General features: G+C 43.0%; 29 protein-coding genes. 10 read left to right on the plus strand and 19 right to left on the minus strand.

The window, feature by feature from the left end; all coding sequences use genetic code 11:
* Window positions 1-69: 69 nt before the first annotated feature.
* Window positions 70-1,404 (minus strand): MFS transporter, encoded by a 1,335-nt coding sequence (locus IDJ75_RS02525; RefSeq protein WP_317173728.1) that lies wholly within the window; start codon window positions 1,402-1,404, stop codon window positions 70-72.
* A 62-nt stretch (window positions 1,405-1,466) separates the two neighbouring features.
* Between IDJ75_RS02525 and IDJ75_RS02530 the strand changes: the two genes are divergently transcribed.
* The 3 genes from IDJ75_RS02530 to IDJ75_RS02540 are packed head-to-tail and all read left to right on the plus strand — an operon-like array spanning window position 1,467 to window position 3,677.
* Window positions 1,467-2,135 (plus strand): Ig-like domain-containing protein, encoded by a 669-nt coding sequence (locus IDJ75_RS02530; RefSeq protein WP_191174039.1) that lies wholly within the window; start codon window positions 1,467-1,469, stop codon window positions 2,133-2,135.
* A gap of 32 nt (window positions 2,136-2,167) precedes the next feature.
* Window positions 2,168-3,454: a DUF2851 family protein gene (locus IDJ75_RS02535; protein ID WP_191174040.1), complete on the plus strand. Its 1,287-nt coding sequence runs from the start codon at window positions 2,168-2,170 to the stop codon at window positions 3,452-3,454.
* 1 nt (window position 3,455) lies between these two features.
* A complete protein-coding gene (locus tag IDJ75_RS02540; protein WP_067063748.1) occupies window positions 3,456-3,677 on the plus strand; it encodes a PspC domain-containing protein in 222 nt (73 codons plus the stop codon).
* Between the two features lie 184 nt (window positions 3,678-3,861).
* Here the strand turns inward: IDJ75_RS02540 and IDJ75_RS02545 are convergent, their stop codons facing one another.
* The 9 genes from IDJ75_RS02545 to IDJ75_RS02585 all read right to left on the minus strand — a co-directional run bounded on the left by IDJ75_RS02545 (window position 3,862) and on the right by IDJ75_RS02585 (window position 10,832).
* Window positions 3,862-4,779: a DUF72 domain-containing protein gene (locus IDJ75_RS02545; RefSeq protein WP_191174041.1), complete on the minus strand. Its 918-nt coding sequence runs from the start codon at window positions 4,777-4,779 to the stop codon at window positions 3,862-3,864.
* A 135-nt stretch (window positions 4,780-4,914) separates the two neighbouring features.
* Entirely contained in the window at window positions 4,915-5,676 is a 762-nt protein-coding gene (locus IDJ75_RS02550) for an SDR family oxidoreductase (protein WP_191174042.1), read from the minus strand.
* Window positions 5,677-5,888: 212 nt separating this feature from the next.
* Window positions 5,889-6,278: a helix-turn-helix domain-containing protein gene (locus IDJ75_RS02555; RefSeq protein WP_191174043.1), complete on the minus strand. Its 390-nt coding sequence runs from the start codon at window positions 6,276-6,278 to the stop codon at window positions 5,889-5,891.
* Between the two features lie 5 nt (window positions 6,279-6,283).
* Window positions 6,284-6,601 carry a hypothetical protein gene (locus IDJ75_RS02560; protein WP_191174044.1) on the minus strand — a complete coding sequence of 106 codons (318 nt, stop codon included), beginning with the start codon at window positions 6,599-6,601 and terminating at the stop codon, window positions 6,284-6,286.
* Between the two features lie 8 nt (window positions 6,602-6,609).
* Window positions 6,610-6,834 carry a hypothetical protein gene (locus IDJ75_RS02565; protein WP_191174045.1) on the minus strand — a complete coding sequence of 75 codons (225 nt, stop codon included), beginning with the start codon at window positions 6,832-6,834 and terminating at the stop codon, window positions 6,610-6,612.
* 2 nt (window positions 6,835-6,836) lie between these two features.
* Window positions 6,837-8,450, minus strand: a complete 1,614-nt coding sequence (locus IDJ75_RS02570) for an amidase (RefSeq protein ID WP_191174046.1) — start codon at window positions 8,448-8,450, stop codon at window positions 6,837-6,839.
* Window positions 8,451-8,498: 48 nt separating this feature from the next.
* Complete coding sequence (locus IDJ75_RS02575) at window positions 8,499-9,023, minus strand: hypothetical protein (protein ID WP_191174047.1); 525 nt, start codon at window positions 9,021-9,023, stop codon at window positions 8,499-8,501.
* Window positions 9,024-9,037: 14 nt separating this feature from the next.
* Entirely contained in the window at window positions 9,038-9,541 is a 504-nt protein-coding gene (locus tag IDJ75_RS02580) for a hypothetical protein (RefSeq protein ID WP_191174048.1), read from the minus strand.
* Between the two features lie 7 nt (window positions 9,542-9,548).
* Window positions 9,549-10,832: an alkaline phosphatase family protein gene (locus tag IDJ75_RS02585; RefSeq protein WP_191174049.1), complete on the minus strand. Its 1,284-nt coding sequence runs from the start codon at window positions 10,830-10,832 to the stop codon at window positions 9,549-9,551.
* Window positions 10,833-11,032: 200 nt separating this feature from the next.
* Between IDJ75_RS02585 and IDJ75_RS02590 the strand changes: the two genes are divergently transcribed.
* Complete coding sequence (locus tag IDJ75_RS02590; RefSeq protein ID WP_224746456.1) at window positions 11,033-12,004, plus strand: glycoside hydrolase family 5 protein; 972 nt, start codon at window positions 11,033-11,035, stop codon at window positions 12,002-12,004.
* A gap of 49 nt (window positions 12,005-12,053) precedes the next feature.
* A complete protein-coding gene (locus tag IDJ75_RS02595) occupies window positions 12,054-12,515 on the plus strand; it encodes a hypothetical protein (RefSeq protein ID WP_191174050.1) in 462 nt (153 codons plus the stop codon).
* 41 nt (window positions 12,516-12,556) lie between these two features.
* On the opposite strand, the gene IDJ75_RS02600 is transcribed toward IDJ75_RS02595, so the two are convergent.
* Window positions 12,557-13,318: an MBL fold metallo-hydrolase gene (locus tag IDJ75_RS02600; RefSeq protein ID WP_191174051.1), complete on the minus strand. Its 762-nt coding sequence runs from the start codon at window positions 13,316-13,318 to the stop codon at window positions 12,557-12,559.
* Window positions 13,315-13,614, minus strand: a complete 300-nt coding sequence (locus tag IDJ75_RS02605) for a hypothetical protein (RefSeq protein ID WP_224746457.1) — start codon at window positions 13,612-13,614, stop codon at window positions 13,315-13,317. The genes IDJ75_RS02600 and IDJ75_RS02605 overlap by 4 nt, the downstream gene beginning before the upstream one ends.
* 156 nt (window positions 13,615-13,770) lie before the next feature.
* Between IDJ75_RS02605 and IDJ75_RS02610 the strand changes: the two genes are divergently transcribed.
* Window positions 13,771-14,904, plus strand: coding sequence for an acyltransferase family protein (locus IDJ75_RS02610; RefSeq protein WP_191174052.1), 1,134 nt, complete (start codon window positions 13,771-13,773; stop codon window positions 14,902-14,904).
* 83 nt (window positions 14,905-14,987) lie between these two features.
* The gene (locus IDJ75_RS02615; protein ID WP_191174053.1) at window positions 14,988-16,049 is read left to right on the plus strand and encodes a polysaccharide deacetylase family protein; all 1,062 of its coding nucleotides are present in this window, start codon (window positions 14,988-14,990) and stop codon (window positions 16,047-16,049) included.
* Between the two features lie 48 nt (window positions 16,050-16,097).
* On the opposite strand, the gene IDJ75_RS02620 is transcribed toward IDJ75_RS02615, so the two are convergent.
* The 3 genes from IDJ75_RS02620 to IDJ75_RS02630 form a co-directional block, all read right to left on the minus strand.
* Window positions 16,098-16,769, minus strand: a complete 672-nt coding sequence (locus IDJ75_RS02620) for a LolA family protein (protein WP_191174054.1) — start codon at window positions 16,767-16,769, stop codon at window positions 16,098-16,100.
* Window positions 16,770-16,844: 75 nt separating this feature from the next.
* On the minus strand, window positions 16,845-19,436 hold the full coding sequence (locus tag IDJ75_RS02625; protein ID WP_191174055.1) for an FtsK/SpoIIIE family DNA translocase: 2,592 nt from the start codon (window positions 19,434-19,436) through the stop codon (window positions 16,845-16,847).
* Window positions 19,437-19,608: 172 nt separating this feature from the next.
* On the minus strand, window positions 19,609-20,154 hold the full coding sequence (locus IDJ75_RS02630) for a hypothetical protein (RefSeq protein ID WP_191174056.1): 546 nt from the start codon (window positions 20,152-20,154) through the stop codon (window positions 19,609-19,611).
* A 208-nt stretch (window positions 20,155-20,362) separates the two neighbouring features.
* Between IDJ75_RS02630 and IDJ75_RS02635 the strand changes: the two genes are divergently transcribed.
* Window positions 20,363-21,013: an ankyrin repeat domain-containing protein gene (locus tag IDJ75_RS02635; protein WP_191174057.1), complete on the plus strand. Its 651-nt coding sequence runs from the start codon at window positions 20,363-20,365 to the stop codon at window positions 21,011-21,013.
* A gap of 215 nt (window positions 21,014-21,228) precedes the next feature.
* Window positions 21,229-22,548: a serine hydrolase domain-containing protein gene (locus IDJ75_RS02640; RefSeq protein WP_191174058.1), complete on the plus strand. Its 1,320-nt coding sequence runs from the start codon at window positions 21,229-21,231 to the stop codon at window positions 22,546-22,548.
* Window positions 22,549-22,620: 72 nt separating this feature from the next.
* Here the strand turns inward: IDJ75_RS02640 and IDJ75_RS02645 are convergent, their stop codons facing one another.
* Both IDJ75_RS02645 and IDJ75_RS02650 read right to left on the minus strand, forming a co-directional pair.
* The gene (locus tag IDJ75_RS02645; protein WP_191174059.1) at window positions 22,621-22,806 is read right to left on the minus strand and encodes a hypothetical protein; all 186 of its coding nucleotides are present in this window, start codon (window positions 22,804-22,806) and stop codon (window positions 22,621-22,623) included.
* A 208-nt stretch (window positions 22,807-23,014) separates the two neighbouring features.
* Entirely contained in the window at window positions 23,015-23,749 is a 735-nt protein-coding gene (locus tag IDJ75_RS02650; protein ID WP_191174060.1) for a DNA-formamidopyrimidine glycosylase family protein, read from the minus strand.
* Window positions 23,750-23,920: 171 nt separating this feature from the next.
* On the opposite strand from IDJ75_RS02650, the gene IDJ75_RS02655 reads away from it, so the two are divergent.
* Window positions 23,921-24,073: a hypothetical protein gene (locus IDJ75_RS02655; RefSeq protein ID WP_191174061.1), complete on the plus strand. Its 153-nt coding sequence runs from the start codon at window positions 23,921-23,923 to the stop codon at window positions 24,071-24,073.
* Window positions 24,074-24,125: 52 nt separating this feature from the next.
* On the opposite strand, the gene IDJ75_RS02660 is transcribed toward IDJ75_RS02655, so the two are convergent.
* Complete coding sequence (locus IDJ75_RS02660; protein WP_191174062.1) at window positions 24,126-24,986, minus strand: YitT family protein; 861 nt, start codon at window positions 24,984-24,986, stop codon at window positions 24,126-24,128.
* Window positions 24,987-25,122: 136 nt separating this feature from the next.
* Window positions 25,123-25,884, minus strand: a complete 762-nt coding sequence (locus IDJ75_RS02665; protein ID WP_191174063.1) for an NUDIX hydrolase — start codon at window positions 25,882-25,884, stop codon at window positions 25,123-25,125.
* Between the last annotated feature and the right edge of the window lie 89 nt (window positions 25,885-25,973).

Here is a 25,973-nt window from a genome sequence, read left to right on the forward strand (position 1 = left end):
CAATCTCAAGACTATGCGTAGCCGATCTACCTACGGTCGGTTGTCTTCTTAACTCGCAATCACGAGCGTTTATTCCTCCTCAATTTTTGAGTGCTTCTGCGTATCGTTCATGGTAACGTAGATCACCAGTGATATCATAATACAGCCCGTTACATACCAGAAAAACCAGTTCTCGTGGCCGGCTTCTTTAAACAATAGTGCAATATATTCGGCCGAACCGCCAAAAACCGATACCGCAATAGCATAAGGGAAACCAACACCCAAAGCACGAATATGCGCCGGGAAAAGTTCGGCCTTAACAACAGCGTTTATAGCCGTATAGTTGCTCACAATAAGCAGTGCCAGCATAATTAGCCCAAAAGCAACCCAAAAGTTGTGTGTTACGCTCAGGTAGGTAAAAATAGGTACAGTGGTAAGTGTGCCCAATATGCCAAAGGTTTTCAGCATAGGCTTGCGGCCTATCCTGTCGGACACGTAGCCGTACAGGGGCTGTATCAGCATAAAAACAATTAGTGTAAGGCTCGATATCAGGGTAGCTTCATTTTTGCTGAAACCGTTGGTGTTCACCAAAAACTTTTGCATGTAGGTGGTGAACGTGTAAAAAGCCACTGTGCCGCCAATGGTAAGGCCAATAACCGTAAACACCGCGCGCGGGTGGTTGGCCAGCGCACGTAACGAACCGCGGGCGTTTTTATGTTTATCTTCTTTTTTATCAAGCGTTACCGATTCCTGTAAGCTGCGGCGCAGGTACATTACTATAATAGCCAGGGCAGCACCAATGCCAAACGGAATGCGCCATCCCCATGAGTGTAATTGCGCCTCGGTCAGGAAAACGCGTTGCAATAATATCAGCACGGCAAGGGCAAGCAGTTGTCCCATTATTAAGGTTACATATTGAAAGCTGGAATAAAAGCCACGATCTTTTTTTGTGGCCATTTCGCTGAGGTAGGTTGCGCTGGTGCCATATTCGCCGCCAACGCTAAGGCCCTGGATAATGCGGGCCAGTACCAGTAGGATAGGGGCTGCAATACCAATTTGTTTATAATTGGGCGTAATAGCTATAATTAACGATCCGGCACTCATTAGTAATACCGAAAAGGTTAGCGCGGTTTTACGGCCGCGTTTATCGGCAAATGTGCCCATTAACCAACCGCCTATGGGGCGCATTAAAAAACCAATGGCAAATATGCCTGCTGTATTAAGCAATTGTACGGTGAGGTTTCCTTTCGGGAAAAATGAGCCTGCAAAATAAAGGGAGAAGGCCGAGTAAACATACCAATCGTACCATTCAACCAAATTACCCAGCGAACCGCCAACTATTGACCATACACGGCTTTGGGTGGTTTGTGGGTTGGAGATGGTATTGGCGTTCATGGTGGCTGGTTTGGTGCAAGATAATGACAAACAAGCCGAATTTATGTAGTTTGATGCAAAAATCTTATCTTGTTACCTACTTAAATGTAATAATGGATAAGCCTGAATCTTATTATTTAAAAATGTTATTTATAGGCATACTAGTGCTATCAGTTAGTTGTAGCCGAAACTTAAGCGGCGTTTATATACTGCCTGGCTTTAGTCCTAACTACTTGGGTTATTCTTTCAATAGAGACAGCACCTTTTGTTTAAATTCATGGTCTGATATTGTTGGGAAAGATGAGATTTGTGGTAAGTGGAAAATAAGTAAAGATACGATACTGCTCTTCCAAAACCCTGATAAGATAAAAATTGAAAGTAAGCCCGTAGCCACATTTAATGAAAGTAATTCGGATCCGTCAAAAATTAAGATCCTTGTTCAGGATACGAATAACGAACCGATCCCCGGCGTAAAGCTGGTATTTAATAACAAACCTGAAACATATATAACAGATAAGGATGGCGTATTTGAGACCAGCTATTTTAAAGTTGATAAACTGGAAGTTCAATACATAGGTATAGTTAAACATTCGTTCATTCCTAAGGCAAGTTCCAACTCATTTTTTATAAAATTAAATTTTGACGGAATAGAATCAGAGAAGTTAAAATTACCTGAGAAATTATTATGGAAAGGAAATACCCTATACGGCTTATGTAGTAATAAAGTAATTTCAGGTTATTCGTTCCATAAGATCAACAGGAAAGATAACAGGCGGAAATAAGTTATTTTAATCTAAATTTCTTACCTTCCCTTATGCTTTTCACCGAGGATTTTTTGCACTACATCTGGAAGTTTCGCTTGTTTAACAGGATAAACCTGCGCACAACCGAAGGTGAAGAGCTGGAGGTTTATTCATCGGGATTGCACAACACCCACGCCGGGCCCGATTTTCAGAACGCACGCATCCGTATTGGCGAAACCACCTGGGCCGGTAATGCCGAATTGCACCTTTCCTCGTCAGACTGGCAACGGCATGGGCACACCACCGATAATGCTTATGATAATGTGATACTGCACGTGGTTTACCGCGATGATGAACCATTGATCGGTACCGATGGCCGCCGTGTTCCCACACTTGAATTGAAAGACCGCATCTCGCCCGACTTATACAAGCGTTACCATAACCTGGTATTCGGCAATCAAACCATTATCCCTTGCGAAGGTTCTATTGCCACGGTGGATGGCCTCACCATGCAAAACTGGCTGACAAGGATACTGGTAGAGCGCCTGGAAAAACGATCGGAGGCAGTGGTGGCAGCTTTAGAAAATAATCGGGGCGATTGGGAAGAAACATTTTATCAATTTTTAGCGGCAAACTTTGGCTTTAAAACCAACGCCCTGCCATTTGAGCTGATGGCAAAATCATTGCCACAAAGCATCCTGGCCAAGAATAAGAATAATGCTATGCAGATAGAAGCCCTGATCTTCGGTCAGGCAGGCTTTTTAACCGATGACCTGCAGGACGAGTATCCGCGCAGCCTGAAAAAAGAATACGATTACCTGGCTAAAAAATACAGCTTGCAGCCGATAGAAAACCACCTGTGGAAATTCCTGCGGATGCGGCCACAAAACTTCCCTACCATCAGGCTGGCGCAGTTTGCGGCGCTGGTAGTACAATCAAATCACCTGTTCTCGAAAGTGCTTGAGATTCGTGAAGTGAAGGGCCTGCGCGACTTATTTGCCAACATCAAAGTGAACGAGTACTGGGAAACGCACTACCGCTTTGATAAGGAATCGGCCCCGGCAGGTAAAAGTTTGGGTGCTGGTTCTGTAGATACCATATTGTTAAATACGGTGGTGTTGTTTCTGTTTAGCTATGGCAGGCATATGAAATTGCAGCATTTTGTAAGCCGGGCATTAAAATTACTGGAGAATATACCGGCAGAACAGAATAATATTACCACAGATTTTGCTAACTTAGGAGTGAATATTAAAACTGCCTTTGAATCGCAAGCTTTGCTGGAGCTAAAAAATAATTATTGCGATTATAAGAAATGCCTGCAATGCGGCGTTGGTATTAAGATATTAAAACCCAACTGATATGTTACAACGGATCATCACCTTTTTTGAGCGCTACTCCTTTGGGGTATGTACTTACCTGGGCGAACGTTTTAATATTTCTATCGCCAAGATCAGGTTATTCTTCATCTACTCGTCATTCCTGGCGGTTGGTTTCCCTTTGATATTCTACTTCTTTGCCGGCATAGTGCTGGATATCCGCAATTTTGTAAAGCGCAAACGCACCCGTGCGTTAGATATGTAATCCTGTTTATATTTTACACACTTGTCATCCTGAGCGTAGCGAAGGATCTATTAGCGAACCTCGCTCACGCAAGTTTAACGCAGCATAAATTGTGTGAAAGCATGATGCAAGCTTTCAGCTTGCGTCAGCTGAAAGCTGACCTCATGCTAGGCACAAACTGAAAGCTTGCGCCAGTAATTTGTGTTTAATCAAACAGCCCTTTATCCTTACCAATAAACTGTGGGCGATGTACATTAATATCCAACTTAGCGTTTAGCTTTTCAATCACATAATCGCATAACTCGGGCGAATACCGCTCATCGTGCTGGTGCATAAAAAACCAAACGGATTGTAGTCCCTGTTGCTTCCAATCGGCAATACGGTCAACCCATTCATCGCAGCGGGCGTAATCTGTTGGGTGCAGGCTGTTGCCAACAAAACGTATAAAGGCATGCGGGGTAGGCAGCATCATGTGTAAGCAATCGCGGCGGCCGGTGGCGTCTGTGAGTATAGATCCGATATTTAATCGCTTAAACAGGTTGAAAACAGCATTACGGTTTTCAGGTACGGCAAACCAATCTTTGTGGCGCAGCTCAACAAATACGGGTACATCGGTAGGTAACTGTTCCAGGTAGGCGGTAAGTTCAGGTAAACTTTTGGGCGTAAAGTTATCGCTCAGTTGCAAAAACAGCGGGCCAAGTTTATCGCCAAAGGCCATAATGCCTTCGTAATAACTGGTGGTCACATCTTCTGCATTTTTTAGCCTGCGGATGTGGCTAATACTTTGCGAAAATTTCGGGCAAAACTTGAACGCCGGGTTAGTATCAGCCTTTTGTTTCCACTTGCTTATGGTATCCGGGCCGTAAACCTGGTAAAAGGTGGCGTTTAGTTCGATGCAGTTAAAATGCTTTACGTACTCATCCAAAAAGTTTGCGTCCTTGGTTTTTGGTGGATAGATCTTGCCCACCCATTCCTTACGGCCCCATTTGGCGCAGCCTACGTGTACCTGTAACGGCTGGCTTTTATCGGCTGCAGCTAATGTTTGAGTAGTAAATGCCGGGTCGGGCGGCAGGGTGAAATCTACAAAGGGCAGTTCCTCGTCGGTTACGCGGCCAAATTCCATAGTTATCGTATTGCTTTATGCCGAAGATACAGGGATTGCACCAACAAAAAAAGGGAATGGCATTAATGCTATTCCCTTTTTTGCGATGAATTGATAGGCAAGCATGCACTACTCACCCAATCAACTATCCTCCAATTATAAAAACATCCCGCCTGATGCTTCAATGCGCTGCGCATTTATCCACCGGGCGTCTTCGGTACATAAAAATGCGATCACACCACCAATATCATCCGGCTGTCCGGGGCGGCCAAGCGCAGTTATTGATGAAATAAACTCGTGCATTTTTGGGTGACTCTCAAACGCCCGCTTAGTAAAATCAGTTTCGATAATGCCCGGAGCTACCAAATTTGCAGCAATACCACGGCTACCCAGCTCTTTAGCCAGGTATTTGGTAAACACCTCAATGGCGCCTTTCATGGATGCATAAGCTGCGTAACCCGGTGTAGCAAAGCGGGTAAGCCCTGTTGATAGGTTAATGATACGGCCACCATCGGCAATGGTATCTAAAAGTGTTTGGGTTAAAAAGTAAACGCCTTTAAAGTGAACGTTAAACAGATTGTCGAAATCCTCCTCGGTGGTTTTGGCAAACGGCGATGCGGCATCAATACCGGCATTGTTTATCAGAAAATCGAAAGTGTCCCTATTCCATTTTTGTTGCAGGGTAGTGGTTAGCTCCTTTTTAAATACATCAAAGGTTTTTATTTTTGAAGTATCTAATTGCAAGGCGGCAGCTTTTAATCCCTGCGCTTCAATTTCTTTTACAACCTCGTCGGCTTCTTCTTTTTTACTACGGTAGGTGATGATCACATCATTACCATTTTTGGCCAGTTTTAAAGCAGTATTTTTACCAAGACCCCTGCTTCCGCCTGATATTAATGCTATTTTGTTTGTGCTCATTTTGTTATGTGTTTAATACATTACAAAGTTGCACGTAAAACGTTGTTGAAAAATGGTGACAGTTACAGGTTAAATGGTGAACAGTACAGTATTTTTAATGTGGCTGGTGCTTTTTACCACAGAGAATACAAAGAGAAAAGCACAAAGTTCACAGAGGTCTGTCTCAGCGGTCTCTGTGCAAACCTCTGCTAACCCTGTGGTTAAAATATTTATTAATGCAACGCTTCCTCAAACACCCGTTCCTTATATTCCTTGGGTGTAACCCCTTCAAAGCGTTTAAAAAACTTGGTGAAGTTGGATGCATCAAACGTAAGCTTAAAGGCCACTTGTTTTATGGGGATGTTTTGCTGCAGCATGTCTTTAGCCAGTAGCATTATTTTCTCCTCGAAATAAAAACAGGGCGATTTACCCGTGGTTTGCTTAATGGTATTGGTTAAATGGGTAGGATGGATGTGCAAAATGCCTGCAATATCGCGGATCTCGAACATTTCGGTAACGCGCTCCTGCATCACATCATCCAGGTGTTTATCAACTTCTTTCATGAAATTGGCAAAGATCTCGTGCCTGCGGGTAAATATTTTTTTGGGTATGGGGGTTGGCATTGCTATTACAAAGATAGTGTAACATTATATTCTAAGTACTCATTTTCTTTATCCCACTTATCACGGATCAAAAGCATATCATTTTTAATTGCCAATTTTCGGTTGTAACATTCATTAAAGATGTTGTATTCCTCGCGTTCCCGGTTTGAACCTTCTTTTATTTCTTTAATTAGGTTATCAGGTAAGTTGGCAAATAATCCACCCGGACCAGAATTTATCTTTTGGTTAACCAAGCGATCATTGTAATACTGCAAATGATGTTCAATAGTCATGCTCCCCCAATAATATATATCAATTAAAGGCTTTGCAGTTTCTATTAGCATATAATCCATTAAGCCATATGAAATATACTTATCAGTATTTCGCGAATATCCTCTTCAGATATTTTAATATAACCCATTTTATCACTAAGGAATGGGTAAATATTAATATTGTTCTTTTGGTTGGCACGAGTTTTTATTCCTACCATTATATTTTCATGCTCAATCGGTCGGTTTTCCTTATCTCTAAGCTGAATTTGAATTGTTTTTGGTATGAATAAGGTTTGATTTAACATAACTACGCAAATAAATTAGCCTTAAAATTTGGCGCAACCCTTTTCTTTGAAGCCTGTTCATAAGCATAGGCCAAACTTATCAGTTTGCCTTCTTCCCAGGCGGTTCCTACAAAGGAAATGCCCATAGGCAGGTCATGCCAGGAGCCCATCGGTACCGTAATATGCGGGTATCCGGCCATGGCTGCCGGCCCGGAAAAAGAAAAGCCATTGTCATAGTCGCCATTGATCAGATCTATACAAACCGCGAAACCGTTGGTAGGTGCAATTAAGGCGTCAAGTTTGTTTTCTTTGAGTAAGCCATCAATTCCCTGCCTGCTAAGTGTAGTTATTTTGGCCAAAGCCTCTACATACTCCTTACTGTTCAGGTCACCCTTGGTTTGTGCGAGTTCTAATGTATCCTGTTTAAAAAATGGCATAGCTTTTTCCTCATGCTGTTTATTAAAGGCAATAACATCTGCCAGTGTTTTAACTTTTGAGTTGGCCTTACTTAAGTAGCGGTTAAGGCCATCTTTAAACTCATATAGCAGCACTTTAAATTCTGCATTACCTATTGGATTTAAGCGGGTATCCAGGTCAACTTCAACAATCTCAGCGCCTTGCTTTTTGAGTATAGCAATGGCATTATCCAATAACTTTTTGGTGGCGGAGGGTAGATTGTCTAATTTTTCTAAACCAAGCCGTTTGCCTTTTAGTCCGTCAACGTTTAGGTATTTGGTATAATCTTTTTCGGGTTTGCTTTTAAGCGTTGCATCGTCGGCCGTATCTGTGCCAGCTAATGCGCCAAGTAATATAGCGGCATCTTTAACGGTGCGTGCCATTGGCCCGGCGGTATCCTGTGTTTTTGATATGGGGATAATGCCGCTGCGGCTCCATAGCCCTACGGTTGGTTTAATACCCACCAGGCCATTTACAGATGCCGGCGAAACAATAGAGCCATTGGTTTCGGTGCCAATGGCTATAGCGCATAAATTAGCTGCAGCGGCTGCACCCGATCCCGCGCTCGATCCACTTGGGTTCCTGTCCAGCACATAGGGGCATTTGGTTTGCAGCCCACGGCTGCTCCACCCGCTTGTTGAATGTTCAGAACGGAAGTTTGCCCACTCGCTTAAGTTGGTTTTGCCTAAAATTACGGCACCTGCCTGGCGTAGCTTGTGCACAATAAAGGCATCTTGCTTGGCAAAATTATCGCTCAAAGCCAGCGAGCCCGCTGTGGTATGCATATTATCGCCGGTATCAATATTATCTTTTATTAACACTGGGATGCCATGCAACGGGCCGCGCAATCTTTTCGCTTTGCGTTCCTTATCCATATTGTCGGCCATATCCAGTGCGTTTTTATTTAATTCAATAACTGCGCTTAGTTTTGGGCCGTTTTTATCAATAGCTTCAATCCGTTTTAAATACAATTCTGTAATAGAGCGGGAGGTGTGTGTGCCTGCTTCCATTTTCTTTTGTAAGTCGGCAATGGTAGCTTCGTTCAGTTCAAAATCATCCGTAAAACTGTTGTTACCTGCGGTTTTGGTATCGGCAGATGACTGCTTGCATGATGCTGTTACCAATGTGGTTAAGCTTAAACCGGCTAATGAACCTGTTTTTAAGAAGTTTCTACGTTGCATATTGGGCTGATTTGAATTTTATACCAATTTATAAAATAATCAGCGTGTTTAGTGTTGATCAGGAAAGAACATGGGTTTGCCCGGTGTAGGGATTACCAGTTCATCATTATAATTAGGCAGCAGTTTGTGTAAAACCTCAGCAGGCATTTTACCAACATCCATAAATGTCCAGCTTTTGCCCTTGTCGTTACTAATGGCCAGCAAATATGATCGGGTAACATAACGGCCGGTAAACATTTTAAGGAAAAGTGTTTCGGGGAGCAAACAATGGATCTGATTGCCTGCCTTTATAAATGGGCCTGGTGAGCCAACCGAACCCTCGAACTTCATAACCCCTTGCTTTTGTAATGATTCTATCCGTTCTACTATCAGCTTTTGCATAGAATCCCGCCCGCCCGATAGTTCTACCAGTTTTGGGTAAGTAAGGTCGATAACCAGTTTATGATCGCTGTTAAATGTAGCGTTTGCAAAGCGATTGGCAAGCTTTTTTAATGCAGTGGTATCCTGCGCAAAAGTTGTGTAGGGGATGGCTATAAACAGCAGAAGGTATTTAAATTTCTTTAGAACGGACATTCGTAAATTAAGTGTTATAACATTACAGGTGGTGCCGGTTTTGGAATAATAAGGTTGCTGTTAAAATTAGGGAACAACTGTTTAACAGAATTAATGGTGCCCTGGTTCATATCCAGAAAGCTCCAGTTTTTGCCGCCATCATTACTTATCGCAAGCAAATTACTGCTGGCAGCCATGCGCCCCCTGGCGGTTTTCATAATAATTTGCTCCGGAACAAGGCAATGGATCTCGGTGCCGGCTTTATAGAATTTACCCGGCTGGCCTATGGTTACTTTCTCAAAAGCAAAACCTTGCGCTTTCATTTGATTGATACCGCTGCTCATTGCCTGAAGCATTTTTTCTTTACCACCACCAATGTTTACAGCTTTGGGGTAAGTATGTGCAATAACGGTCTTAAAATCGCTGTTAAGCAATGCTTTGGCAACAACATCGGCCTGGCGTTTAACCACAGTGGGGTCCTGCGCAAAAATAGTTGCCGGAAGGATAAGTAAAAGGGCGATCTTAAGGGCTAATTTCATTTCTTTTTTAAGGTTGTTTAAGTAATATTTTATCGGCAAGCTGGTTGGTGCCATCAATTTTTACGGTATGGGTTATGCCCAATATACGGCTTACCAAGTTAAATACCGATACGTTTTCAAAAGCGGGGATATGCAGGTGTTTTTTAAATACCGGGCCCCATGCATAAAAACTGGCGTGCATATCTTTAACAACACTTGGATCATACCCATGCCAGCCCGGGTTTATGCTTTTTTTGTTATACAGGTTAAAAACTTTTGGTGCGTAAGGTATTAATAAAATATCACCTATGCGGTTATGCCAGTCATCTTTTGTGCCATAGTGTAAATGCGCGGGAACGTTTGTTTTTAAATATACATCGTAATCCTTCGCTTCCTTTTTTAGTGCGTTGTAGGTTTCCTGTATGTACTTTTTATCCTTTGCGTAAAGCTCCACCAAAATACCATCGCCTGATACTACAAATTTTGCCGTATCAATAGCCGCCGGGATACCGATGGGGTTTTGGTTGTCAACCCTGGTCATGCCGTGATCTGATACGAAGATGAAATTGACATCTTTTAACCCGGTGGTTTTAACTGCTTTCTGCAATTCATTTACGGCAGAGTCTACAAAAAGCACTTCTTTCTCAACTTCGGGAGATTCCGGGCCGTTTAGATGCGCGGCGTGGTCAACCTGCGGAAAGTAAAAGGTGATAAGGTGCGGGCGCTCGGCGGGTGGCAGTTTAAGCCAGTCTACAACGGCCTGTATCCTATCGTGGATATTGATCTGCTCGTTGTAATTGTAATAATAAGTAGGTCGCACACCTTTTATCTTGGCTTCAGACGCCACCCAGTAAAAGCTTGCCGAAAGCATTTTTTGTTGCTCGGCCAGCACCCAAAGTGGCGCACCGCCATACCAGCTACCATCGGTAACCTTGGTTTTATTACCCATAGCGTACTTGTCGTTACGGGCGCGGTCATAAAAAGTATTGTTTACCAAACCCGAATGAGATGGATACAATCCGCTAATGATGGCGTAATGGTTAGGGAACGTAACAGAGGGGTATGACGGGATCATGGATGATGCGCTTACACCTTCGTTACCGAGGCGTAACAAATTTTGGGCGTTATATTTTTTTGCAAAATCATACCTGAAACCATCAGCAGATATCAAAATAACGTAAGGCTTATGCTGTTGTTCGGTGCTGTTCTTTCGGTTTGCGACTATTTTTTGGGTGATATCTACCGGTGATTGGCTGAAGGCGTTTATGCTAACGGTTAGCAGCAGGAGCAGGGCAAGACTATATTTTTTCATCGAAAAGTATGAGGGGTAAAAATAGGTATTAAAGGTTAACATAATAGTATGTTAACGTTAATGTTGCAGTATTGGCAACACGGCATGTTGAAGACTTAAACACGCAACTATATACCCCAACATATTCATTTTTAACATACTCTTATCCATTTTTTGCAAAACCCTACATCCGGCTTGCTAATTGGTTAAACTTGTTTGGTATGAAAATGAAAGCTGTTTTATTATGGATAGGCCTGGTTACAGGTATAACATCGTTTGCGCAAACGCCTGTAGCTGTAAATGGCGCGCTAACTATAAAAGGGAATAAAATAGTCAATAAAAACGGTGTGCCGCCGCAGTTAAGGGGTATCAGCTTATCATGGAGTGTATGGGCAGGTGAAAAGTATTACAACCCTGCCGTGGTAGATTGGTTAAAGAAGGATTTTAAGATCTCGATACTACGTGCATCCATGGGGGTACAACCTGACCATGGTTACCTTCAGGAGCCTGAAAGACAAAAGAAAATGATATTTGATGTTGTGGATGAAGCCATAAAACAAGGCGTTTATGTACTGATAGACTGGCATGACCATAACGGGCACCTTCATATCCCGCAGTCGAAAGCATTTTTTGCAGAGATGGCACAGAAGTACAGCGGTGTGCCTAACGTAATTTATGAGATATGGAACGAGCCTGAACGCATCAGTTGGGATACCGTGAAAAGCTACGCATTGCAGATAATACCTGAGATACGTAAGTATGATAAGGATAACCTGATCGTAGTGGGCAGCCCGTCTTGGGATCAGGATGTGGATATAGCAGCCGCTAACCCTGTTAAAGGGTATCAAAATATTGCTTATTCGTTCCATTATTATGCTACCGAACCAAGCCACCGGGATGGGTTGCGCGCCAAGGCAGATAAGGCCATTAAAATGGGCCTGCCACTAATTGTAACCGAATGGGGCGTGGGTGAGGCAAATGGCAATGGCAGGTTTGATATAGCCATGAATAAAAAATGGATGGATTGGGTTGAGAAGAACCGGTTAAGCTGGGTAAACTGGAACATAACCGATAAAAAAGAAACTACGGCTATTTTGCAACCCGGCGCACCCGCCAATGGGGGGTGGACGGCCGAACAGCTTACGCCCGCCGGGGCATACATCCGCCAGTGGCTGCGTGTACTAAATAAGTAAAATTATTGTGGTGTTGGCCGCATAAGTGTTAAAACGCTTATATTTATACATGTTACAAAGCAGGGTATATTTGATGTTTATACTGGCATTAACCCTGCCGGCCTGCAATACTCATAAACAAAAGATCTATATCAGCGAATGTGCTCCCGGTATTAAGTTCAAAAAAATAAGCCTGACGCACCTGGTAGATAGTATAAAATATTATGATAAGCAGTATGTAGAAGTATATGGTAAATATGTAGAGGGTAAAAACGTTTCTGCTTTAGTTAACGACAGCACTTTTACAAATCATGGCAACAGCCAATCGTTTTGGGTGAATTTTACACAGGAATGCCCTTTGTATTTAAAAGGAAAAAACACCGGCCTCTTTGCAGCTGAAGACGGAACTTATAGCAATATAAATAATAAATTAATGACCATTAGGGGGCGGGTAGAGATGCAGAATAAAGGATATAAAAAAGAGTACTGCGCTACTATTAACGAAGTAAGCTACCTAAAGCTCGATCAGTAATTAGCAAATAATAATCCTAAACCTGTTGTTTTAATGGGAGATCAAATCTCGAGTTTTAAACCGTCGTAAGCCAGTTCAATACCGGCAGGCAGTTCGGCAGAAACATCGGCGTGTTTGCCCAAGCGATGGCTGATGTGGGTGAAATAGGTTTTTTCGGCACCTATATCCTGTGCAAATGCAATAGCCTCACCAAGCGTAAAGTGTGAAATATGCTTTTCTTTTTGCAAGGCATTTATCACCAGTATTTTTGACCCGCGGATCTTTTCTTTCTCTACATCCGATACTGTTTTGGCATCGGTGATATAGGTAAAATCCTTTACCCGGTAACCTTTAACAGGTAATTTGTAGTGCATCACTTCGATGGGGGTAAAGCGCACATCGCCAACATTAAAAGGCGCTAATGCTATAGTATGTAAGTCTATCTGCGGGATACCGGGATAACCTCTGTCATCAAAAATATAAGGGAACTCGCGGCGAAGGGCTATCTGCACGCGTTCGTCGGCATAAATATCTACCGGGCCTTGCTGTTTATAGTTAAATGCGCGTATATCGTCCATACCTGCTACATGGTCCTTATGCTCATGGGTAAAAACTATTGCATCCAGGTGCATCACCTTTTCGCGCAGCATCTGGTATCTAAAATCGGGGCCCGAATCTATACAGATCACCTTACCATCACCCTCAATTAGGATGGAGGTACGCAGCCGCTTGTCGTGTTTATCGGCAGACATGCACACGGGGCAGGTGCAGGCAATAACAGGTACACCCTGCGAAGTTCCGGTTCCTAAAAAAGTAATGGTCACAGTTGCAGGGTTGTTTGTTTTAACTGGTGCAAAAACGCAGCCTGTTTATCGTCAAGTAAGTTGTAATCTATTTCAAGGGTGCGTGCCAGTTCGGAAACCGCTGCTATTTTGCTCTCCAGGTTGGCAAATTTATTTACCACTATTACACGGCTGCTCAGTAACATACAAGCGCCGGTTTTAAAATTACCTTTCTCATACCTTACACGGTAACCTGCTGTTTTAAGCAGCATTTCCAGTTTTTCGAGGGTATGATTGGTAATGGTAAGCATGTTTTCAAAAATAGCAACATTTAGCATTACCACGGTAAAATGTTGTAAATAGATGTGAAAGCAAATAATTGCAACTTTTTAAAATATTTTATAAAGTTGTATCATCTATTGTATTTCACTTTAATTAATTACTATATTGGTGCAACTAAATCTCCTGAAATAATTTAACCATTTGCACCCATTATGAACCAAAAATCCGAACGGTTTTTGTCGCTGGATGTTTTCCGCGGTCTAACCATTTGCTTTATGATCATTGTAAACACACCCGGCAGCGGGGCCACTGCATTTGCACCGCTTGAGCACGCCGCATGGTTTGGCTTTACCCCAACTGATCTGGTGTTTCCCTCTTTTCTTTTTGCAGTAGGTAACGCCATGAGCTTTACCATGAAAAAGTTTGATACCCTTAGTACTGGCACCGTATTATACCGCATTTTAAAACGTGGCCTGCTTATATTTCTTATAGGCTACCTGATGTATTGGTTCCCGTTTGTTGATCATACCAGCGCCGGATGGGTATTGAGGCCAATAAGTGGTACGCGTATCATGGGCGTATTGCAACGCATCGGGCTTTGCTATATTTTCGCTTCGCTTATCATCTATTTTGTGAAAAATAAAACCGCTGTAGTTGTTATCAGCGCACTGCTTTTAGTTGGTTACCAGGTTCTATTGCTGGTGTTTGGCGATCACGAAGCCCCCTACGCCATGCTTACCAATGCGGGCACTTACCTTGATAAGTACCTTTTAGGGGATAGCCACCTGTACCACGGCGAAGGCGTAGCATTTGACCCGGAAGGGATACTGAGCACACTGCCTGCCATTGTAAATGTTATTGTGGGTTATTACGCCGGTAAATTTATACAGGAAAAAGGCAAAGGCTACGAAACTATTGGCCGTTTAGCGCTGATGGGCTGCGTGTTTATTTTTATCGCTCTAACGTGGAATATGAGTTTCCCGATTGGGAAAAAATTGTGGACAAGCCCTTTTACCTTACTGACAACCGGTATTGATATGGTGATGATATCCGCTCTCATCTACGTGGTGGAGGTACGCGCCTGGAACAAATATAACTGGACCTCCTTCTTCACCACCGTGGGCAAAAACCCGCTGGCCATTTATATCCTCTCGGAGATATTGGTTATCGCCTTTTGGATGATCAACATCGGCAACAAAAACTTTTACGGCTGGATAAACGATGTATTCTACCAAAAAATAGCGCCGGGGGCTATAGGTTCGCTACTGTTTGCAATAAGCTATATGCTGGTTTGCTGGAGCGTTGGTAAAATATTGGATAAGAATAAGATATACATAAGGGTGTAAATTTCTCAATAAGTAATTCAAAGGTCGGTATCATAACCGGCCTTTTTTGGTAACCGGTATTCCACAAACTAAACTGTATTGGTATGAAAAAAATTTCTGTTGCACTTCTGTTTACTATTTATACAACGCTTTGTTTTGCCCAAGCACAAACCTATGCCGAAAAGCTTGGCTATCCGAAAGGTGCGCGGGTTATTATTCTGCATGTAGATGATGCGGGCATGTCGCACGATTCAAACGACGGGGTTATAAAAGCCACCAGCCTGGGTGTAGCCAATTCAACCAGTGTGATGATGCCCTGCCCCTGGGTTCCCGAGTTTAAGGCTTACCTTGATAAACACCCAACACTGGATGCAGGACTGCACCTTACATTAACCTCGGAGTGGGATAACTACCGTTGGGGGCCCCTTGCCGGTAAGGCAGAAGTACCGAGACTGGTTGATAAACAAGGCGCTATGTGGCCTTCGGTTATATCTGTTTATTTTAACGCTAAGCCCGATGAGGTGGATAAAGAGATCCGCGCGCAGTACGACAGGGCGATTACCATGGGTTTTAAACCCACTCACCTCGACTCGCACATGGGGACGCTGTTTGCTAAACCCGCCTTTATGGAAAAGTATATTCAGCTTGGGATTGAAAAACAGGTGCCCGTAATGTTTCCCGGTGGAGATGACCTTTTTTATCGTGCGGAAGCTAAGGCCGCTACTATAGCTAAACTAAAAAAAGAAAATAAGTATACTCCTGGTATGGCTATTCCTGACCCGGCAGAATTGGCTGGTGTTAAAGCCATAGGGGAGAAGATCTGGGCTGCAGGGCTGCCTGTGTTGGATGATCTGCATAATAGCAGTTATGATTGGAATATGCCGGATATTGCCCACAAAACCGATCAGCAGATCCGGCAATGGTATACTAATCATTATATTGAAAGTATTGGTCGCCTGTCACCGGGTTTAACAATGGTTATTATGCATTGTACCAATCCGGGTGATACCTTCCAATATATTACCAACGAAGGTAAAAAACGTAAAGGCGACCTCCTGGCCATGACCGACCCGCGCCTGTGTGCTTTCCTAAAGCAGAAAGGATTTATTTTAACTACCTGGCGCGAAGTAATGGAGCGGAGAGTGAAGTTAGGGAAGGTGGAATAATAAGAAAGGCGATGTGTAATCATCGCCTTTCTTATTATTCTATAACCATTACCTTAAATCTACTACTTCAACACCCGGGTAAGCCTTTTTATCAAAGGTAAATACGGTTTCTGCTACTTTGTAATTCGGCGTAAAAGTACGTAGCGAGTAGGTGTATTTGCTGCCATTTTTGTCAAAGATCTGTGCGCTGTAAAGCTGGTTCTTCATCTTATCTATCATCAATCTTACTTTGAAAAAGGTTTTTTTGCTATCCTCGGGAGTAAGGTCAATAACCTGGTAAACCTTTGCGCCTATTTTTTGCTGGCCGGTGTAAATGTATTTGTAACCGGTTTCGTACATGGTGAAGATCTTGGCGGGGTTAAAGCCTTCTTCGCTGTTATCAGCGGCGCTTAATTGCACCTCGTTGGCATCTTTCAGGTAAGTCCACTGTTTTTTGCCATCACTGATGATATCCTGCGTAACCGATTTTGTACCAGCTGCATACAGGGTAACCTTGTACTTATTGGTTTTTGAGCGTGATATAAGCGTACCTGTTTGGGTTTGCTTGATATTGGCCTGCGGGTTATCAATAAGCAGTGTAAAATCCGTTTTCACAGCATCGTAGCTGCGGTATTGTTTGCTTAGCTTGTTTAGTATAACCTTCGCATCCGCATCTTTTTGCGCGAACGCAGCAGTAACAGACAGTGTAGATAATATGAGGAAGATGAATAATTTTTTCATGTTGTGTTAAATCTTAAAGCTCACAAATAACCATTGCGGCCTGCAATAGTTTAGAGTGATTTAACTTTAATTAGTTTAATCGCGAGGTTTTTGCAGGGTTTCCAGGTGGCGTTCCAGGCTGTATTCGTCAGGATAAAGCACGTCACGGGCCTTGCTGCCCTCAAACGGGCCAACAATACCGGCGGCTTCCAACTGGTCAATAATACGCCCTGCGCGGTTGTAGCCCAGTTTCATTTTACGCTGGATAAGCGATGTGGAGCCCTGTTGGTGCAACACAATTAAGCGTGCAGCATCCTCAAACATAGGGTCGCGGTCATCCGGGTCAAAATCTTTAGGGCTGCTGCCTGCTTCGCCTTCGCCCACATATTCAGGCAGGAACATGGCGGTAGGGTAGCCACGTTGCTCGCCTATAAAGTCTGATATTTTCTCCACCTCTGGCGTATCCACAAACGCACACTGCAGGCGAATCAGGTCGCTGCCTGTAGAGAGCAGCATATCCCCTCGGCCTATCAGCTGGTCGGCGCCACCGGCATCCAATATGGTACGCGAATCTATTTTTGAAAGTACCCTGAACGCTAAACGCGCCGGGAAGTTGGCTTTAATAGTACCCGTAATAACATTAACCGATGGCCTTTGCGTAGCAATAACCAGGTGTATACCAACGGCACGGGCAAGCTGCGCTATACGTGCTATGGGCTGTTCTACCTCTTTACCGGCAGTCATCATCAGGTCGGCAAACTCGTCAATTACCAGTACGATGAACGGCAGATAGCGGTGTTTCTCGGGGTCGCTAATTTTGCGGTTTACAAATTTTGAGTTGTATTCCTTTAAGTTACGTACCTGGGCATCTTTCAGCAGGTCGTACCGCTGGTCCATTTCAATACAAAGCGAGTTAAGCGTATTTACCACCTTTTTGGTATCGGTGATAATAGCATCGGCTTCATCAGGCAGTTTGGCTAAAAAGTGCCTTTCTATCTTACGGAAAAGTGTAAGTTCTACCTTTTTAGGGTCAACCAGTACAAATTTAAGTTCGGCAGGGTGTTTTTTATAAAGCAGGGATACCAATATGGCGTTAATACCAACCGATTTACCCTGGCCTGTAGCACCCGCAACCAGTAGGTGGGGCATCTTGGCCAGATCTGCAATGAATACCTCGTTAGAGATGGTTTTACCAAGGGCAATGGGCAGGTCCATGGTGTTGTTCTGCCACTTCTCAGTAGCCAGCACCGAACGCATAGAAACCATTTCGGGGTTTTGGTTTGGTACCTCAATACCGATGGTACCCTTGCCCGGCATAGGGGCGATGATACGGATACCCAAAGCCGCTAAGCTCAGCGCTATATCGTCCTCCAGGTTCTTGATCTTGGAGATCCGCACACCCGGCGCAGGGATTATTTCGTATAAAGTAACCGTTGGCCCTATTGTGGCTTTTATCTTATCTATCTCGATATTGTAGTGGTTCAGCGTTTCAACAATTTTGTTTTTGTTGGCTTCCAGTTCTTCGCTGTTAACGGCTATTTTACCGGTGCCATATTCCTCTAAAAGGTTTAATGGCGGTAATTTATAGCCGGAAAGTTCCAGTTTATGGTCGTATGTGCCGAATTGCTCTACCAGGCTTTTGGCCTTATCATCATCGCTTTTTTCGATGTTCATGATAGGGTTGGGGCGCTCAACATCAATGGTAAGCGGAATTTCGGTTTCTTCTTCGGGCTCGTGTGTTACATCGGGTTTTAAAACAACAGGCTCATGAAAAATAGGATTTTGCGTAAGCGGTTGTTGTTTTAAAGGTTCAACAGGTGTAACCACCTCCTGCGCCGCAAGGATATCTTTTACACGGTTGCCGTTGCGCGGCCACTCTACCGGTAATGATGGTTCTTCTTCCACCAGTTCAACCGGCTCGGGCGCCACTTCATCTACACCGGCCATTGGCGCCAGTTTTTCTTTGCGGGCGGGTAGTTTAAAATCGATGTTATAGGCAATAATTAATACCGTAAGCGCCAAAAACAGGAGGATAAACCCGGTGCCCGATTGCCCAACCTGTGCGGCCAATAGGCGGTTTGTCCAGAAACCAAAGTTGCCCTCTAAAAAGTGTGGGTAATCAATAATAAAAGCGTGGAAAAAGCCTATAGTTACCGATATAAATACGATCCCGAAAAAGGTATAGGCCAGCATTTTGCTAACCGAGAACAAACGGATCTTGAACAGCAGGCGATAACCAATTGTGAAAAATACAAACACAAACAGAAAGGATGCAATACCGAACCATTCAAAGATGAACTGGTTTGATAACAACGCGCCGAATTTGCCCAGCCAGTTATCAACCATAGGGTTGTTAACGCCATTCTCTAATAACTCTTTGGTGGTTTTAAAAAGATTGCCCCAGCCGCCGTTAGCTTTTGAAACATAGCTTTGGTCCTGCTGCCACGTAAACAGGTAGGAAGTAAACGCAATAAGGAAAAATACCGACAATACCAGGAAAAACAGGCCCAGTATTTTGATAGCACGGCCATCGCGCAGGTCAAACAGTGGTAAGCGCTCGGCCAACTGCTTAACAGGCCGCTCCCTTTGTTGCTTTTTGCCACCAAAAGGGCCTTTTGAAGCCTGGCTGTTTGGTTGGTTATCTTCCTTAAAACTATTTGATCTGAACTGGTTTCCTTTAATCGGCATCCTGTATTTTACACGTTTAATTGCAAATATAAAGTTATTAGATTAAACAGTTATTTTTTAATTTTTTGGAAATATCGTATGCCGGGATCAACCAGGTAGTTAGGATATTTCAGTATTTTTAAATAAAAAAATCCGCACTATCAGGTGAGGGTTTTTATTGATTTATATATGATTACAACCCAAAGCCATAAGCCACACGCAGGCCTATCAGCTCGTTGCGGTAACCGTTACCGGCAAAGTTTTCATACCGCACACCAAAATCCCAATGTTTTGTGGCGTAGCCGGCACCGCCCGATGCCATGAATTTTGAATCGCCACCGCCGTTATCAACCTGGAAACCTATCCCCGCTTCGGCACTTACATAAATATTTGATGTTACAAACGCTTTAATACCCGCTTTTACCGGTATCAGGTCCATATCCCACTTGTATTTATACGATGTTGTGCCATCGGTATAAAGCTGGTCCTTAGGGAAAAAGTGATAAAAGCCGGTTGTGAATGTAAGTGCAACGTTGTTTGCTATTCCATACTGTAAGCGTGGCGTTATACCAAGGCCAAAATTGGCGCTTTTACTGAAGTTACCTACAGGTAATAAACCATCGGCCCCGATCCCGAAACGGAGTTTACCTTTTTGAACGGATTGCGCGTTAGACTGTACAGCCATAAATAAGGCGAATGCGGTTAAAGCTACCGCTAAGAGTTTTGTTTTTGTATTCATAATACTGAGTTATTTGTTTGATGTAGCTGAAACGATACCGGCCTAAAAAATTGTGCAGGTTGCGGTCCGTTTAACTTTTTTTAACCCTTTTAACTTTATTTAACAGGTAGTAGCCCGGGAGTTACCCTGCAACGGTATAATATTCTATTATTAAAATATTAAATCAGCAATAACACAACATTATTTATTTTTAGTATTATTACATTCAATGAGCATCGAAAACCTGGAGGAGTTTATTGCCAATGCCGATATAGAAGCGTTAGAGACTTTGCTTGCCCGTAACCCGGAACTCGCCAAAGCAAAAACAAGCCTTAATGTATCGCCGTTGATGCTCTCCTGTTATTATCATAAGCCGGCGGTAACCAGCGTTTTATTGAAATATACTACTGATCTGAGCCTGTTTGAGGCCGCCGCTGCCGATAGGTTTGATGATGTTGCTTATATTATTGCCACCCATCCTGAAAAAATTGATTTTTATGCCGAGGACGGCTTTACCGCGTTAGGCCTGTCCAGCTATTTTGGCCGTTTTGATATTGCCCGTTACCTGGTGCTAAAAGGTGCCGATGTTAACCGCCCAAGCGATAATGGCTTTAACGTTTACCCGCTCCACTCGGCTGCTGCCGGTAATTTTACCAGCACCGCTACCATGTTGATAGAGAACGGTGCCGATGTAAACGTAAGGCAACAGGCGGGAACCACACCTTTACATTCGGCGGCGCAAAATGGCAATCTTGAATTGTTGATATTATTGCTGGAGAAAGGCGCCAGGGTTGATATTCGTATGGAAGGCGGCAAACTCCCCGCAGACCTTGCCCGCGAAAAAGGTTTTGACGAGATAGCGGAAATACTGGAAAGTTAGATTCTTGGATTGCTTTGCAATTAATTTTAACCACAGAGTATACTGAGTATTGCTTGTTTATTAGTACAGAGTATACTGAGTATTGCTTGTTATATTATTGAGGCCTCTGTTTATCTCTGTGAACTCCGTGGTTTAAAAAAACGGTGATTAAATAATTCTAAATAGGAGTAATAGACTGCCTATATTGCAATCTAAAATCCAAACCATCCATCACAATGATAAAAAGAGTCCTCGCCTTAGCATTTCTTGCAACAGGTTTAACTACAGGTATCTACGCCCAAAGCATTAACAAACCCCGGTTAGATAGCCTGCTGAATATACTTGCCGCCAACAATAAAAGCATGGGCAGCATGGCCATATCGCAAAACGGCACCATAGTTTACCAAAAAAGTATTGGTAATGCGGTAATTGATAGCCCCGCTACCATCCCGGCATCGGCTAAAACAAAATACCGCATAGGGTATATCAGTAAAATGTTTACCGGCGTAATGGTAATGCAACTGGTTGATGAAGGCAAGCTAAGGTTAGAAACTACGCTCGATAAGTTTTACCCCGAAGTACAAAACGCAGCTAAGATAACCATCGGTATGATGCTGAGCCATCACAGCGGCCTGCATAATTTTACCAACGACCCGGCGTACATGCAATACATGTTAAGCCCGCAAACACACGAGCAAATGCTGACAAGGATTGCAGCCATGAAGCCCGACTTTGAGCCGGGCAGCAAAGGCCAGTACAGCAATACCAACTTTGTGCTTTTAAGCTATATTATTGAAAAAGTGACCAGGAAAACATACCCTGAACTGGTTAAGCAGCGAGTTATTAACAAAATTGGTTTAAAGGATACTTACTACGGTGTTAAAACCAATACAGCCAATAACGAGGCTTACTCTTATACCTATGATGGCAAATGGAAAAAGTTTGTGGAAACCGATATGAGTATCCCTACCGGTGCGGGTTCTATGGTATCAACCCCGGCCGATCTGGATAGATTTATTGAGGCCCTTTTTGCAGGCAAACTTGTTAAACCTGCCAGCTTAGAACTCATGAAAACTATGAAGGATAATTTTGGCCTGGCTATGTTTTTATCATCGTTTAAGGGTAAAAACAGTTACGGACATGGTGGTGCAATAGATGCTTATCGTTCAGAATTAGCCTATTTCCCCGATCAAAAGTTGGCTATAAGCTACACCGCTAACGGTGGTAGTTATGATCCGTCGAAAATTATGCAGGGCGTATTTAGCATTTGCTTTAATGAACCTTATACTATACCAAGCTTTGTTGAAGTTAAAGGCCTTGATAAATATGTTGGTGTTTATGCCAGTCAAAAAATCCCTATAAAAATTACCATTACAAAAGAAGGCAACGTGTTATCGGCACAGGCTACAGGCCAATCGGCATTCCCGCTTGATGCCACTACAACTGCCGATAAGTTTGAATTTGAGGCTGCTGGTATTGTAATGGAGTTTCGCCCTGATAAAGGCGAGTTTACGCTTAAGCAGGGTGGGGGAGAGTTTGTGTTTGTGAAGCAGTAAAGTATGTCAGTCTGAGCTTGTCGAAGACTTAGTTCGCTATTGGTTCGACAAGCTCACCATGACATGTGAATATTATTCGAATTGCAACTCCCATTTATCTTCGCCGCCATCAACAACGCGGAAGATAGTTTTCTCTACAGATTTGCCATCTATAGATGATTCTAACCTTACGGTTTCGTGGTCATGATATTCGTCTTCACGAGGAACCATAACAGCGGTAAGGTCGGTTGGGTTGCCATCAATTTTTATAGTTTTCATAATTGTATCGGTTTATCAATAATTAACAAAGTTAAATGGAATTAGTTTCTTATTCCGGAAGCTCAAGCTATAGTATGATGTTATGATAATATGGTGGCACGTTTTGTCACCGGATGCTTTTTTAAATAGCTTATTATCAGACCATTGTTAATGTTCACGAGTGTTCATGGTTGTGAACGTGAACACTTCTTACAATACGATTGCAAAATTATTTATACATCACCTGGCATTTCTCGCAATAGAAACTTGCCCGGTGCGAGCGGCCTGTATCATTTTCGATAATAGGAATATGGTTACGGGGGCATTCCTTTTTATGATAAGCTTGCCAGTGCTTTTTTAAAGTGCCCGCCTTTTTCTGTTCCAAAAACTCAAAGCTGTACTTAATAGCCTCATTTATCATCTCATTAACCTTTTTTAGTGGCATAGCCGAAATTAAACTTTCGGGATGGATACGCGTGCGAAACAATACCTCATTTTTGATGATATTGCCCACGCCAGAAAATATCTGCTGATCCATCAAAGCATCGCAAGCTAATAGTTTGGGCTTTGTCTTCATCTTTTTGATAGCCTTTTTGGTATCCCATTCCTCGCTCATAATATCTGCCTGCCAATCGTAAACCTCGTCTAAAGGTTGCTCTATCAATTGCAGCAGGCAGGCGTAAAAGTTAAGTTCGCCATCTTCAAATTGCAGGTGCAGGCGGGGAGGCTTTTCGGTGTGCTGGTTTATCCGGTAAGTGCCAAACATCATCATGTGGATGCGGATAGTAAACTTGGGGAAGCAGATCAAAAAGTGCTTGCCCCAGCTTTTAAAATCGGTGATGGTTTGGTCGGTAAGCATATCAGTATCTAACGTGCCGTTGTTGCAACTGGCGGCAATTACTTTGTCGCCTTTAAACTGCTGTACTTTTTCCTTTAATATGAGTATGCTTGGCCCCTCAGGCATAATAATTGGTTTTACAGTGTGGCTGCAAAGATTGAGCCAAGGTGGGTAAAATGTGCGGAGAGCGGGGACATGATACGCCTTGTTATCGCCCCTCATAATTACACTTAACGAAATGAATTGATTTTGTGATGCTTACGTAATTTAAACTATACCGTTATCAAATGCATACAGATGAATAGATATTTAAAGCTGCAGATTAAAACACAGATATGTTATTATTCTTTCAACGATTACGACTATCAGAAAAACGTTGACGTTTATGTAACGCTTGAAAAAGACAGGGAACCCTATGAGTATATAGCTGTTATACAAAAAAGGCTGTGAATAGTGTACCTGCCTGGGTGCATAGCCACATAAAAAGTAACCGTTTTCCCAGTTAATGCCCTTTCTTTTTCTTCAATAACCCACCTGTAGTATCATCAACACTTTGCTGTACAATAAAGGCTGCCGGGTCAATTTTAAGAATCTCGCGTTTTATTAACGGAACCTCGAGCCTGGTAGCTACTGTGAATATAATTTCGCGCGGGGTATTAATGTGGCCATCTTTTCCATAACCACTTTTACCCTGGTAAACTGTAACACCACGGCCCAGCGATTGGGTAATAGCCAGGCGGATCTCTTCGCCTTTGGCGGATATAATGGTCATGCCGGTATATTGTTCTAAACCATTCAATATAAAGTCAATCATTTTTGATGCCGCCAAGTAAGTTAAAATAGAGTACAGGCCCGATTCGACACCAAGAAGGAAAACCGCTGCAATAAATATCACCACATTTAGTATCAGTATTACATCGCTTACGCGTACCACCTGTGTTTTTTTGCTTACCAGCAGGGCTGCTATCTCTGTGCCATCAAGCACAGCGCCGCCACGGATAGCCATACCAATACCTGCACCAATAAATACACCACCAAATACGGCGGTGAGCAGCTTGTCGTGCGTAACATCGGGGAAATGTACAAAAGCCAGGCAAAGTGATAGGCCGGCTATAGCCAATGCACTTTTTATGGCAAATTGTAAGCCCAGTTTACGGTAACCTAAAAAAAGGAACGGTACGTTAATTACAAATATGAGTACAGAAAGAGGGGTTTTGGTAGCATCGGCCACCAGCATAGAGATCCCGGTTACACCACCATCAATAAAATGACTGGACAGCAAAAAACCTTTAAGCCCCATACCTGCAGATAAAATGCCAAACACAAGTAAAGTAAAATCAACAAGTACGTTTTTGAATTTCATAAGTATTCGGTAAAAATAGTAGATAGGGCTTAATATAGCAAAAAATGCGGAAATTGAGTGTTGCAGCGCAGAAATTGACGTTGGGAAGGTAGTATAGATACTTGATACTTCGCCTCTCTTACGGGCATTTGCTTTATTACCAGCCGCTTTTTAAACCCTCCTTTAATGCAGCCTGATAATTTTCAAGGTTGAAGGAGTAGAGATAAGGTGCTTTGTGGGCGCCACCTTTACGGGTCTGCTCCAGCTTATTTAATATGCCAAAGCCCAAAATACGGCGCTGGAAGTTACGGCGGTCCAGCTTCTTATCAAGTATGGTTTCATATAGTTTCTGTAGTTCGGGCATAGTAAACTCTTTAGGCATCAGGTTATACCCGATAGGCTGATAATTTAATTGCAGGCGCAGTGTGTCTAATGCAGTCTCAAATATCAATCTATGGTCGAGCTGAAATTTAGGTAGGTCGTTAAGGTCGCGCCAGGTGCATAATTCCGAAAAATCATCGGGAGTGGGGGTAACGTTAAAAAAATCAACCAACGCATAATAACCTATGGATATAAAACGCTGGTCAAAAAAGTTTTGTTCTTTTGGCAGCATATCCCTATACATATCGTTATGGATCTTGGAACGATCGGGGTCTCCAAATACACGAAACTGCTGCAAAAATATCTTATCTATACCTGTACGTACCTTTAGTATCCGGTCGGCCGCTTTCTCAATGGGTTCTTTTTTTAATACAAAGCCGCCGGGCAGGTACCAGGCCTCTTCATTATTACTCTTAAGCATCAAAACCTTCATCTGCCCTTCGTGAAAGCCAAATACAACACAGTCTATAGATACATGGTTAAGATATATCTCACTGGCTTCTGCCCAAAATTCTTCCAGTTCCTGTTTTGTTAACATTTACGGTATTGATAAAAATAACTTTGATTGTTTAAATTTAATATTTACAATTGTGTACCAATTACACCATGCATTAGGCAACATTAAAA

The organism is Mucilaginibacter rigui (genome assembly GCF_014773275.1).
GTDB classification, from domain to species: domain Bacteria; phylum Bacteroidota; class Bacteroidia; order Sphingobacteriales; family Sphingobacteriaceae; genus Mucilaginibacter; species Mucilaginibacter rigui_A.

Bases quoted from the DNA above. Each gene is read 5' to 3' on its own strand.
- IDJ75_RS02530 (WP_191174039.1), top strand. From the start codon at position 1,467: ATGGATAAGCCTGAATCTTATTATTTAAAAATGTTATTTATAGGCATA.
- IDJ75_RS02535 (WP_191174040.1), top strand. From the start codon at position 2,168: ATGCTTTTCACCGAGGATTTTTTGCACTACATCTGGAAGTTTCGCTTG.
- IDJ75_RS02540 (WP_067063748.1), top strand. From the start codon at position 3,456: ATGTTACAACGGATCATCACCTTTTTTGAGCGCTACTCCTTTGGGGTA.
- IDJ75_RS02545 (WP_191174041.1), bottom strand. From the start codon at position 4,779: ATGGAATTTGGCCGCGTAACCGACGAGGAACTGCCCTTTGTAGATTTC.
- IDJ75_RS02550 (WP_191174042.1), bottom strand. From the start codon at position 5,676: ATGAGCACAAACAAAATAGCATTAATATCAGGCGGAAGCAGGGGTCTT.
- IDJ75_RS02555 (WP_191174043.1), bottom strand. From the start codon at position 6,278: ATGCCAACCCCCATACCCAAAAAAATATTTACCCGCAGGCACGAGATC.
- IDJ75_RS02560 (WP_191174044.1), bottom strand. From the start codon at position 6,601: ATGCTAATAGAAACTGCAAAGCCTTTAATTGATATATATTATTGGGGG.
- IDJ75_RS02565 (WP_191174045.1), bottom strand. From the start codon at position 6,834: ATGTTAAATCAAACCTTATTCATACCAAAAACAATTCAAATTCAGCTT.
- IDJ75_RS02570 (WP_191174046.1), bottom strand. From the start codon at position 8,450: ATGCAACGTAGAAACTTCTTAAAAACAGGTTCATTAGCCGGTTTAAGC.
- IDJ75_RS02575 (WP_191174047.1), bottom strand. From the start codon at position 9,023: ATGTCCGTTCTAAAGAAATTTAAATACCTTCTGCTGTTTATAGCCATC.
- IDJ75_RS02580 (WP_191174048.1), bottom strand. From the start codon at position 9,541: ATGAAATTAGCCCTTAAGATCGCCCTTTTACTTATCCTTCCGGCAACT.
- IDJ75_RS02585 (WP_191174049.1), bottom strand. From the start codon at position 10,832: ATGAAAAAATATAGTCTTGCCCTGCTCCTGCTGCTAACCGTTAGCATA.
- IDJ75_RS02590 (WP_224746456.1), top strand. From the start codon at position 11,033: ATGAAAATGAAAGCTGTTTTATTATGGATAGGCCTGGTTACAGGTATA.
- IDJ75_RS02595 (WP_191174050.1), top strand. From the start codon at position 12,054: ATGTTACAAAGCAGGGTATATTTGATGTTTATACTGGCATTAACCCTG.
- IDJ75_RS02605 (WP_224746457.1), bottom strand. From the start codon at position 13,614: ATGCTAAATGTTGCTATTTTTGAAAACATGCTTACCATTACCAATCAT.
- IDJ75_RS02610 (WP_191174052.1), top strand. From the start codon at position 13,771: ATGAACCAAAAATCCGAACGGTTTTTGTCGCTGGATGTTTTCCGCGGT.
- IDJ75_RS02615 (WP_191174053.1), top strand. From the start codon at position 14,988: ATGAAAAAAATTTCTGTTGCACTTCTGTTTACTATTTATACAACGCTT.
- IDJ75_RS02620 (WP_191174054.1), bottom strand. From the start codon at position 16,769: ATGAAAAAATTATTCATCTTCCTCATATTATCTACACTGTCTGTTACT.
- IDJ75_RS02625 (WP_191174055.1), bottom strand. From the start codon at position 19,436: ATGCCGATTAAAGGAAACCAGTTCAGATCAAATAGTTTTAAGGAAGAT.
- IDJ75_RS02630 (WP_191174056.1), bottom strand. From the start codon at position 20,154: ATGAATACAAAAACAAAACTCTTAGCGGTAGCTTTAACCGCATTCGCC.
- IDJ75_RS02635 (WP_191174057.1), top strand. From the start codon at position 20,363: ATGAGCATCGAAAACCTGGAGGAGTTTATTGCCAATGCCGATATAGAA.
- IDJ75_RS02640 (WP_191174058.1), top strand. From the start codon at position 21,229: ATGATAAAAAGAGTCCTCGCCTTAGCATTTCTTGCAACAGGTTTAACT.
- IDJ75_RS02645 (WP_191174059.1), bottom strand. From the start codon at position 22,806: ATGAAAACTATAAAAATTGATGGCAACCCAACCGACCTTACCGCTGTT.
- IDJ75_RS02650 (WP_191174060.1), bottom strand. From the start codon at position 23,749: ATGCCTGAGGGGCCAAGCATACTCATATTAAAGGAAAAAGTACAGCAG.
- IDJ75_RS02655 (WP_191174061.1), top strand. From the start codon at position 23,921: ATGAATAGATATTTAAAGCTGCAGATTAAAACACAGATATGTTATTAT.
- IDJ75_RS02660 (WP_191174062.1), bottom strand. From the start codon at position 24,986: ATGAAATTCAAAAACGTACTTGTTGATTTTACTTTACTTGTGTTTGGC.
- IDJ75_RS02665 (WP_191174063.1), bottom strand. From the start codon at position 25,884: ATGTTAACAAAACAGGAACTGGAAGAATTTTGGGCAGAAGCCAGTGAG.